General features: G+C 62.9%; 12 protein-coding genes and 1 other RNA gene. 2 read left to right on the top strand and 11 right to left on the bottom strand.

The genetic code is table 11. The annotated features are described in order from the left end of the window. The 4 genes from EN750_RS06735 to mraZ form a co-directional block, all read right to left on the bottom strand. A partial coding sequence (locus tag EN750_RS06735) for a penicillin-binding protein 2 (protein ID WP_145967461.1) occupies positions 1–1,543 on the bottom strand: 1,543 nt, incomplete at its 3' end. Beyond that, complete coding sequence (locus tag EN750_RS06730; protein ID WP_127395968.1) at positions 1,540–1,935, bottom strand: hypothetical protein; 396 nt, start codon at positions 1,933–1,935, stop codon at positions 1,540–1,542. The genes EN750_RS06735 and EN750_RS06730, both read right to left, overlap by 4 nt. Before the next feature lie 4 nt (positions 1,936–1,939). Beyond that, entirely contained in the window at positions 1,940–2,989 is a 1,050-nt protein-coding gene (gene rsmH, locus EN750_RS06725; protein WP_127395967.1) for a 16S rRNA (cytosine(1402)-N(4))-methyltransferase RsmH, read from the bottom strand. Continuing rightward, positions 2,986–3,444 carry a division/cell wall cluster transcriptional repressor MraZ gene (gene mraZ, locus EN750_RS06720; RefSeq protein ID WP_013530948.1) on the bottom strand — a complete coding sequence of 153 codons (459 nt, stop codon included), beginning with the start codon at positions 3,442–3,444 and terminating at the stop codon, positions 2,986–2,988. Before mraZ ends, rsmH begins: the two co-directional genes overlap by 4 nt. Before the next feature lie 410 nt (positions 3,445–3,854). On the opposite strand from mraZ, the gene EN750_RS06715 reads away from it, so the two are divergent. Continuing rightward, positions 3,855–4,970: a cystathionine gamma-lyase gene (locus EN750_RS06715; protein ID WP_127395966.1), complete on the top strand. Its 1,116-nt coding sequence runs from the start codon at positions 3,855–3,857 to the stop codon at positions 4,968–4,970. Positions 4,971–4,979: 9 nt separating this feature from the next. Here the strand turns inward: EN750_RS06715 and EN750_RS06710 are convergent, their stop codons facing one another. The 7 genes from EN750_RS06710 to EN750_RS06680 form a co-directional block, all read right to left on the bottom strand. Continuing rightward, complete coding sequence (locus EN750_RS06710) at positions 4,980–5,216, bottom strand: type II toxin-antitoxin system RelE/ParE family toxin (RefSeq protein ID WP_127395965.1); 237 nt, start codon at positions 5,214–5,216, stop codon at positions 4,980–4,982. After that, complete coding sequence (locus EN750_RS06705) at positions 5,213–5,488, bottom strand: type II toxin-antitoxin system ParD family antitoxin (RefSeq protein WP_027034949.1); 276 nt, start codon at positions 5,486–5,488, stop codon at positions 5,213–5,215. The genes EN750_RS06710 and EN750_RS06705 overlap by 4 nt, the downstream gene beginning before the upstream one ends. 173 nt (positions 5,489–5,661) lie before the next feature. Further along, positions 5,662–6,071, bottom strand: an RNA gene (gene rnpB, locus EN750_RS06700) — RNase P RNA component class A. Positions 6,072–6,121: 50 nt separating this feature from the next. Further along, a complete protein-coding gene (locus EN750_RS06695) occupies positions 6,122–6,847 on the bottom strand; it encodes a lytic transglycosylase domain-containing protein (RefSeq protein WP_127395964.1) in 726 nt (241 codons plus the stop codon). Positions 6,848–7,057: 210 nt separating this feature from the next. Then, entirely contained in the window at positions 7,058–7,813 is a 756-nt protein-coding gene (locus tag EN750_RS06690; protein ID WP_127395963.1) for an N-acetylmuramoyl-L-alanine amidase, read from the bottom strand. Further along, entirely contained in the window at positions 7,810–8,529 is a 720-nt protein-coding gene (locus EN750_RS06685) for a DnaJ family molecular chaperone (RefSeq protein ID WP_127395962.1), read from the bottom strand. Before EN750_RS06685 ends, EN750_RS06690 begins: the two co-directional genes overlap by 4 nt. Before the next feature lie 164 nt (positions 8,530–8,693). After that, positions 8,694–8,954 (bottom strand): hypothetical protein, encoded by a 261-nt coding sequence (locus EN750_RS06680; protein ID WP_127319263.1) that lies wholly within the window; start codon positions 8,952–8,954, stop codon positions 8,694–8,696. 194 nt (positions 8,955–9,148) lie between these two features. Between EN750_RS06680 and EN750_RS06675 the strand changes: the two genes are divergently transcribed. Next, a partial coding sequence (locus EN750_RS06675) for a hydantoinase/oxoprolinase family protein (RefSeq protein ID WP_145967459.1) occupies positions 9,149–9,924 on the top strand: 776 nt, incomplete at its 3' end.

Raw genomic sequence — 9,924 nt, 5'->3', positions numbered from 1 at the left:
ACACCAGATACTGCGGATCGTCCATCGGGAAGGCGGCGACGAAAGTGTTGAAATTCAAGTCCTTGGAGTAGCGGCCATTGACGACCTTCTCGGCCGTTCCGGTCTTGCCACCAACGCGGTAGCCGGGGACTCTGGCGTTTCGGGCAGAGCCCTTCTCGGCATTGAGCGAATAGAGGTAGCGCATGCCTTCGACGGTCTTTTCGCTCACCACTTTCTTGGCGGTGGCCATCGCTTCCGCCTGCGTACGCACCAAAAAGGTAGGGTTCATCAGGAAGCCGCCATTCATCAACGCCGCGCAGCCCACAGCCGCTTGCAGCGGCGTCGTCGACACGCCATGGCCGAAGGCGATGGTGAATGAATTCACCTGTTTCCAGACCTTCGGTTCAGTCGGACGGGCAGTCTCCGGCAATTCGGTCTGCATCCTGTCCAGAAGGCCAAGGCGATGCAGGAATTCGCGATGGCCCTCGATGCCGACCATCTCGGCTTCCCTGGCCGATCCGATGTTGGACGAATAGAGGAACACCTCCGGCAACGACAGCACACGGTTCTTGCCGTGGAAATCGTGAATGGCCTGATGGCCGACCCGGATTGGATGCGAAGCATCGAAGCGGCTCGCCATCGTCGCCTTGCCGGAATCGAGCGCCATGGCTGAGGTGAAGCTCTTGAAGGTCGAGCCCATCTCGTAGAGGCCCGCCGACATGCGATTCAGCCGGTCCTTGTCCTGTGCATTGTAGGGATTGTTCGGATCGAAATCCGGCACCGAGGCCATGGCCACCACTTCGCCGGTCTTGACGTTGAGCACGACGGCGCCGGCGCCCATGGCACGATAGCGCTCCAGGCCGGCGGCGATCTCGTCGCGCACCACATGCTGCACGCGCAGATCGATCGAAAGCTTTACCGGCTTGAGATCCTTGGCAATGGCAAGGCCCGATGCCTGCAGGTCGCTCAAGCCTTGCTCGTCGACATATTTCTCCATTCCGGAGATGCCCTGGTTGTCGATGTTGGTGAGGCCGACAATGTAGGACGAGGTCTCGCCGCTCGGATAGAAGCGGCGCTTTTCGGTACGGAAGCCGAAACCGGGAATGCCGAGTTGCATGATGTCGGACTGTTGCTTGGGCGTCAGCTGCCGCTGCAGCCAGACGAAACCGGCGCCGCTCTTCAGCTTATGGTAGGTCTGCTCATAGTCGATGTCCGGAAGCACCGTCGACAGCTTCTCGATCGCCTCGTCGGCGTCGACAATGCGGCGCGGTTCTGCAAACAGCGACGCCGTCTTGATATCCGTGGCCAGCACTTCGCCGTTGCGGTCGACGATGTCGGGCCGCGATGCCGTCACCCGGCTCTGCGGACCGCCCGACATGTCGGGGGTCTGGAAGCCGAGGTAGACCAGCCGCCCTGATATGGTCGAGAAGATACCGAAGAACACCGCCATCGTCATGACGATGCGCGTCCTGCCCTTGCCGCCGGTCGCCTTGCGGGCGCCCTCGACGACGATCGATCCATCTTCACTCGTCCTGGCGCGACGCTTCAGCAGTTTGCCGATCATTGGGCGATGCCTCCGGTCACGACGGGATCCTTACTGTCCGAAGGCGCTTGGTCGGAATTGTCGGCCATACCACCCTGGCGTCCGTTCAGGATGTCCTGGATGCCCAGGGATTTGGCCGGCAGGTCGCCGATGCCGCCTATCTGGCGGGCGCTGACCGGCTCGAGTTCGAGCTGCGACTTGTAGAGTTCAGCCAGCTTCTGCAGCCGCGACGGCTGGGTAAGCAGGCTCCAGTCGGCTTTGAGCAGGTCGATCGTATCCTCCTCATAGCGTATCTGCGCATGGATCTTCTGCACCGCGGCCAATTGTTCCTCGGCCTCGCGCTTGGCCTTGTAGGTAAGGGCCGCGACCGCAACCATGACGGCGATCAGGACAATGTCGCTGGTACGAAACACTTAGCTACCTCTCCCCCGGCCGGCCTGTGCCGGGAAGTGTTGGGCCGGGAAGCTTTGGAAGGCCGAAAATCGAAAAATCGCTGCTGCGCGCCGACGCATCCGTGCGGATTGCCGCGCGCAGCCTGGCCGAACGGGCGCGCGGATTGGCCGCCACCTCGGCGTCGCCGGCAGTCACTCCGCCGCCCGCCTTGCGAAACGTCGCGGTGCGGGCATGCGCCTCGGGCAAATGCCGCGAGCCGGTCGCAACATCGGCCCGGTCGGCGATGAAACGCTTGACGATGCGGTCTTCCAGCGAATGGAAGGTGACCACGGCGAGCCGTCCGCCCGGCTTCAGCGCGCGTTCGGCCGCGAACAGGGCCTTGGCCAGTTCGCCAAGCTCGTCATTGACGAAGATGCGCAGCGCCTGGAAGACGCGCGTCGCCGGATGGATCTTGTCCTTCGGCGCCCGGCCGATATGCGTCTCGATGGCGTCGGCCAGCTCCAGCGTGCGCTCGAACGGGCGCTTTTCGCGGCGAGCCTCGATCATGCGGGCAATGCGTCCGGCGTGGCGCTCCTCGCCGAGGAAGCCGAAGATACGGGCAAGGTCGCCTGGCTTGAAGGAATTGACCACGTCGGCAGCACTCAAACCAGCCTGCGCCATGCGCATGTCGAGCGGCCCGTCGGCGCGGAACGAAAACCCGCGCTCCGCCTGGTCGAGCTGCATCGAGGACACGCCAATGTCGAGCACGACGCCGTCGGCGCTCTCGACATGTTCGTCCAGCGTCGAGAACGGCGCCTGCACCAGCCGCAGCCGGCCGCCCGACTGCACTTCCAGATCGCGCCCGGCCGCAATGGCATCCGGATCGCGGTCGATCGCCACCACGGAAGCGCCCGTCGCCAGAATGGCCCTGGTGTAGCCGCCGGCGCCGAACGTGCCGTCGATGATGAGGTCGCCCTGCGCCGGCGCCAGTGCTTCAAGCACTTCGGCAAGGAGGACCGGAATGTGGCGGGCCGATCCGCCAACGGCGTGCCCATCGACGGCGTGAGGAAGGTCATCGCCGTGGCCTGCCGTCATTCCGGTCGCTCCCCAGGCTTCGTCCCCTGCCGAAGCTGCAAAAGCCGTGCCCGCGCCTGCGCCCCATAGGCGGCAAGCCGTCCCGGCTCCCAGATCTGAAAGAAATTGCCGCGCCCGACAAAGGCCACTTCCGCCGAAATGCCGGTGTGTTCGCGAAGGAAATCGCTCATCGTGATGCGGCCGTCCTGGTCGAGTTTCAAGAAGGTTCCGTCGCCATGGCAGAAGAACGACATGTCGTCCGCCGTCTGCAGGAAGGGATCCTCGAGCGCGATGCGCTGCTCGTAGCGGTCGAGCAGATCGAGCCCGCCGACATCCATCGCCGGCAGATCCAGGCAGCGCAGCGCATAAAGTTCCGAATAGCCGCGCTTCTGCACGACCGCACGGAAATGCGCGGGAACGGACACCCGTCCCTTCGCATCGATCCTGCTCACCGTGTTTGACAGAAACCGGTCCATTAAACGCTACAGCCGCTTTCGCCGCCGCACCCCTCTCCATCTTGTCGCCCGCGCCGCCGCGGCGCGTTCCCTGCCCCGTATCAGCCTCGTCTGCACGGGCAAAAACCGGCAAACGCGCAGCCGCCGCGGCTGCCCGATTGGCGTACGCTTTACCCTGACACGGAACGAAGGCTTTGATGTCTAGATGGGATATCATGGGGCACTATGGGCGTCAACGGGATTAGGCTTCACAAACATGCGCGCCGCGACCAATGAGAGCAGCCTCGCCGACACGTCTCGTCTTTATGGTCTATTAAGCCTAACGAACCGTTTAGAGCCGCCTGGCCCAACCGGACGCGCCTTGCCGCGCGCCGCTGCCGGGCATAGCGTCTCGCCACATCTCGTCGGTCGCAAACAGGGTTGGAAATTCGATGTCCGAAACTGCAAAGTCACGCGCTGCAGCGCTTCCTCACCTGCGTCGCAGCGGGCTTGCCATGGGCGATTCCATTCCCCTGCCACTGACCATGGCCGCCATCTTTCATGCGCCCGGCGACGCCACCGGTTTCAACCAGTACGGGCGATTCAGCAACCCGACCTGGGACGCGGTCGAACATATGCTGGCCCATCTGGAGGACGCGCCTTGCGTCGCCTTCCCTTCAGGAATGGCGGCAATCTCGGCGGCGTTTTTTGCCGTGCTCAAGACTGGCGACCGTATCCTGCTGCCATCGGACGGCTACCACACGACAAGAGCGCTGGCCGATCGCTTCCTCAAGCCGCTCGGCATCGTCTACGATGTCAGGCCTACCTCGACCTTCCTCGACGGCGGCTTCGATGGCTATCGCCTCGCCTTTGTCGAAACCCCTGCCAATCCGGGGTTGGATATCTGCGATATCGCCGCCGTTGCCGATGCTGTTCACAAAGCCGGCGCGATCCTTGTGGTCGACAACACGACCATGACACCCTTCGGCCAGCGGCCGCTCGACCATGGCGCCGATATCGTCGTTGCCGCCGACACCAAGGCACCCAACGGCCATTCAGATGTGCTGTTCGGCCATGTCGCCAGCCGCAATGCCGAGATCATCGCCGCCGTGACCGGCTGGCGCGAAGTTTCCGGCAGCATTCCCGGACCATTCGAAGCCTGGCTGGTGCATCGCGGCCTGGAGACACTGGATGTGCGCTTCGATCGCATGTGTTCCTCGGCGGAAGTCATCGCGCGGCGGCTGCAGGGCCACCGGGCAATCAGCGGCCTGCGTTATCCCGGACTGGAAGGCGATCCGTCGCACAACCTTGCCCGTGCCCAGATGGAGCGCTTCGGCTTTCTGATCTCTTTCGAGCTCGCCTCGGAGGACAAGGCCGAGGATTTCATCAACAATTGCGCCTTGATGCAGGCCGCGACATCCTTCGGCGGCGTCCACACCTCCGCCGAGCGGCGCTTGAAGCGAGGCGATGCCGTTGCCGCCGGCTTCGTTCGCCTCTCGGTCGGCTGCGAGCCGGTTGAAGAGCTCTGGAAGGCAATTGAGACGTCGCTGGACAAGATCGGCGGCTAACCGGACCGATCACGGGCCGAGATCGTCGGCTATGTTGCGATAGCCGTGCAGTACATGAATGATCTCGGGCGCGATGTCATCGCGCGGCGCGCCGGAGAAGGGATAGGTCTCCAGTTGCTGCCACCGTGCCTCGATGCGATCGAGCAACCTATCCGCTGCGACCTCGCTATCGTGTGCAACATGAAGCCAGATCGCGATCAAATCGTCTTCTGCGCGCGCGTTCCGGACGATGAATAGCGAATTCATGCTGCGTCGTCAGATCGCAAGCGCCTCCGCGCCTCGGCCTTGATTTCATCCATCGACGCAAATCGTCCCGGCCCGCTGTCTATCCCTTCCTGCACCAGCTTGCGCAACTCATCGAGCGTATAGCCGAAGAGATCGCGCCGATCCTTCCATTGCCGCAGCGCATCGCGGATCACTTCGCTGGCGGAAGCATATTCGCCGGCGGCGACGACATCATCCACCGCCTGCGCCAGTTCCGGCGACAGCGTGATGCTGCGTTTGTCGACCTGTCCCATGAGAGGCTCCCGGTACCATTTCCCGATCATGGTACGATTTAATCGCACCGGCTTCAAGCAATGGCCGACTCTCGCTCGCACGGATGAACGGCCGGGCAGGCTTGAATCAACAGGCGCGCCCGAGGGCGCAACCTGCTGAATTCAAGAGACTTCTCTTGATATCGGGGGAGAGAGTTGCCAGCTGGCCTGTAAGCCGGGTTCTGTATGGCCCTCGCCCCTTGCGAGGCGAGAACGTGGCGGCCATTCATCTTGGGCGCATGTTGCCATGTGCCTCACGCAACCTACCCGGACGGTGAGCCGGAAACAGCCCTCGAGGGTTTCCCCTCGCACCGTCCCTATTCGGTCTTGCTCCCGGTGGGGTTTACCGTGCCGCTCCTGTTGCCAGTCGCGCGGTGGGCTCTTACCCCACCCTTTCACCCTTACCCCGAATCCGGCAAGCCGGATCGTGGCGGTTTGCTTTCTGTGGCACTTTCCCTGGGGTCGCCCCCGCCGGCCATTAACCGGCACCGTGTTTCCATGGAGCCCGGACTTTCCTCACCCACGACCTTTCGGCGTTTGCGGGTGCGGCCGCCCAGCCAGCTGGCAGAGCGTATAAAGGGGTTCGCGCCCGAAAACGCAAACGAAAAAGCAGACTTATGCGGGCGATCCAAGCGCAGCCATCTGCACCTTGACCTTGCCGCAATAGGCGGCCGACACCGGGTTCATCCGCGTTGCGGCGTGGCCGGCATTGTATTTCAGGATGGTGCCGCAGGTCGTGCCGCCACCGAGGCTGCGCGCCATGGCAAGGTATTTCATGCCGTATTTGATGTTGGTGTCAGGATCGAACAGGCCCTTGGCGGAGCCGCTATAGCCCATCATCCGAGCCGTGGCCGGCTTGATCTGCATCAGGCCGATCTCGCCTGCGCCGCCGATGATGTTGGGCCGATAGTTGCTTTCGATCTGGATAACCGCCGAGGCGAGCGATACCGGAACGCCTTCGATCGCCGCATAGCGGGCAACGATTGCGGAATACTGCCCGCTGCTGGCCACCGCGGCCGCCGAGGCTGCCGCGTTGCGGACACCGATCGACGCCGTTGCCGTCATGTCGACGGTTTTTCGGCCACGCTTCGTCTGCTTTCTGGCGGACTTCTTCGGCTTGGACCAGCTTGCTTTTTCCATTTTCGCGGAAGCCCGCTTCGTCGCCTTGGCGTCGTGGCCTGCCTTGCCGCTTCTGGCCTGTGGGGCCTTGCCGCTTTTCGCGGATGCCACGACAGGCCCTTGATCGGCTCGCGGGCTGAGGGGCGCGGCATCTGCGGCACTGAAGGCAAAAGTCATTACGCCGGCAGCAAGAGCTGCCGTTAAAACGGTAAATTTCTGCATGTGATCCTGTTCTGTCTGAACCGCGCGAAGATGTTCACGCAGCAACGCCTAACCAACGTCGGAACAACCCGGGGGGCTTGGGGTCCGACATCTACACGTCAGCCGTTTGACGCCCGAATTGGTGTCAAACAAGGCCAGGCAAGTCACTTTGAGTGACAGCTTGTAACTTAAGGATTGGAAAGAATTGCTTGGGAGAGGCTCTCCCGGGGGTCAGCGCCTCATGGAAGCAAGCAGCCTTTGCAGCGTCCGCAGCGTCGAGCCGTCGGCAACGCCGTCCACCTTGCGCGGCCGGAAATGGCGCTGGAAGGCCTCGACCACCGCCTCCGTCTGCCGGTCGAAAACGCCGGATATTTCAACGCCATAGCCGTAGAGGGCCAGCATCGACTGCAACGCTTCGACGTCGCCGCCGGTATCGCCGGTTGTCAGAGTGGCGCCTCGCCTGACGGGCGCGGCCGCCACGAGATGGCCGACACCGGCCTCGAACAGCGTCCGCCACGGAAACTTCTCGCCGGGATCGATCTTGCGCCCCGGCGCAACATCGGAATGCGCGAGTACCCGCTCGGCGGCGATCGAATGCCGACCGGCGATCCCACGGCACAGCCCGACCACCGCATCGATCTGCCGCCGGGGGAAACCGGGATAGCCCAGCGAATGCCCCGGATTGACGATCTCTATGCCGACCGAACAGGAATTGATGTCGGCCCGTCCGAACCACGAACTCTTGCCGGCATGCCAGGCGCGGTCGCTTTCCCTGACCATCTGCACGATATGGCCATTCTCGTGGACGAGATAATGCGACGAAACCTCGCTGGCCGGATCGCAAAGCCAGGCCTCGGCCCCGGCGCCGGTCGCCATACCGGTGTAGTGCAGCACGATCATGTCAGGCCTGGGCGTCTCACGCCGCGGGCCGAAATTCGGCGATACCCTGACTTCGGCACGTGGCTCGTCGGGCAGAAAGCCGCTCATGCGTGGCGCAGGCCCCGCTCGATCATCTCGTAGGCAACGTTGATCGCCGCCACCCTGGTGGTCGCGATCTTGATGAATTCCTGAGGCAGGCCGCGCGCAATCAGCCGGTCCGGATGATTGTCGGAAACCAGCTTGCGATAGCGCTTCCTGACCTCTTCGAACGGCTTGCCGCGCTCGATGCCAAGCACGACATAGGGATCCCCGGCGCCCAGGTTGACATGTCGCGCCATGATGGTCTCGTAATGCGCTTCGTCGATGCGGAAAATCTCGGCGATGCGGTGCAGGAAATGGCCTTCGCGCTCGTGCACCAGCCCGTCGGCCTTGGCGATGTGGAACAGACCGTCGAGTATGTCTTCCAGCATCACACAATTGGAATGCCCGGAACCGCACATCTGCGCCATCCGCTCGGCATAGGTCTCGAAACCGGCCACGTCGCGCTGGGCGAGATCGAACAGACGCGCCACATTGCGCGTCTCCTTCGGCGGCACTTCGAATATTTCCTGGAAGGCGCGCACCTCGTCCTGGGTGACGATACCATCGGCCTTGGCCATCTTGGCCGACAGCGCGATCATCGCCACCGAAAAGGCGACACGCCGGCGCAAATCCGCATCGCCGGCGAAAATCGTGCGCACGGCCTCGACCACGTCGGCGACACCCGACGAGGCTGAGGATGAAACGCGGGTGATGAATTCGCCGAGGCGATCCCAAATGGACATGGCCTGCTTCTTAGAGCCACCGCCCGCTCCTATCAAGCCGGGACAGTGCCGCAGGCTTTGCGCGACAAATCGATCGGACTCGAACGCCACGGCGCTCGGACAATATGAAAAAGGCCAGCGCGAGCCGGCCTTTCTCATTCATCACACGAAGTACTGCTTGCTCACTACTGCGCGGGCGCAGGAGCTGGTGTTGCCGGAGCCGGCTCGGCAGGCTTCTCGGGTGTGATGCTCTTCGTGGTCGAATTATCCGTTGCCGGAGGCGTCGCGGCCGGCGGCGTGGCTTCCGGGGCAGCCGGCTTCATCGGTTCCTCGGCGGCCGGCGGATTGGTGCTCTGGGTGGTGGTATTGTCCGTACCGCTGTCACTGCAGGCGGCGACGCCAAGCAAGGCCAGAGCGGAAACGGACGCGAGAATGAGCTTTTTCATTTGTCTCTCCTTCAACACACGCTCACGTTGCCGTGAGCGGTCGAAGGACAAATGCGTCAGACGGCCATGAGTTTCGTAACGTTGCGTTTCGACATGTAACATCGTCTGGTTCATTTGCGATTGCCGCTCAGGCCGTGGCGAACTAACAGCATGTGCCGAACCACCGATCGAACGTAAAAGCGCCAGGGGCTGTCATGACCGCAAAATGGGATTTCTGGATCGACCGCGGCGGCACATTCACCGATATCATCGGCCGAGATCCGGAAGGCGGGCTGCACCCGCGCAAGCTTCTCTCCGAAAACCCCGAAGCCTATAACGATGCTGCCATCCAGGGCATTCGCGACCTTCTTGGCTTGTCGGCCGGCGACACGATCCCAAGCGGCCTGATCGGCGACATCAAGATGGGCACCACAGTCGCCACCAATGCGCTGCTGGAGCGCAAGGGTGACCGCGTGCTTTTGCTCATCACCAAGGGCTTTCGCGACGCGCTGAAGATCGCCTACCAGGCGCGTCCGGACATCTTCGCCAAGGAGATCATCCTTCCCGAACAGCTCTACGAGCGCGTCATCGAAATCAACGAGCGCGTGCGCGCCGATGGCCGCGTCGAACAATTGCTCGACATCGCCGCCTGCCGGCCGGCGATCGAACAGGCCAGGGCCGATGGCATCGATGCGGTCGCCATCGTCTTCATGCACGCCTGGAAATACCCCGACCACGAGAAGGCGGTGGCAAAAGTCTGCCGCAAACTTGGTTTCGCCCAAGTCTCCGTCAGCCATGAGGTCTCGCCGCTGATCAAGCTGGTCGGCCGCGGCGACACCGCGGTGGTCGATGCCTATCTGTCGCCGATTCTGTCACGCTATGTGCAAAGGGTGGCGGGAGAGCTGGGCGTGGCGCCCGGCCAATCGCCTCGCCTCATGTTCATGATGTCGTCGGGCGGTCTGACCGCCGCCGACATGTTCCAGGGCAAGGA

It is taken from the genome of Mesorhizobium sp. M7A.F.Ca.ET.027.03.2.1 (assembly GCF_003999175.1).
Taxonomy (GTDB): domain Bacteria; phylum Pseudomonadota; class Alphaproteobacteria; order Rhizobiales; family Rhizobiaceae; genus Mesorhizobium.
This window is presented reverse-complemented; position numbering and strand designations above follow the sequence as displayed.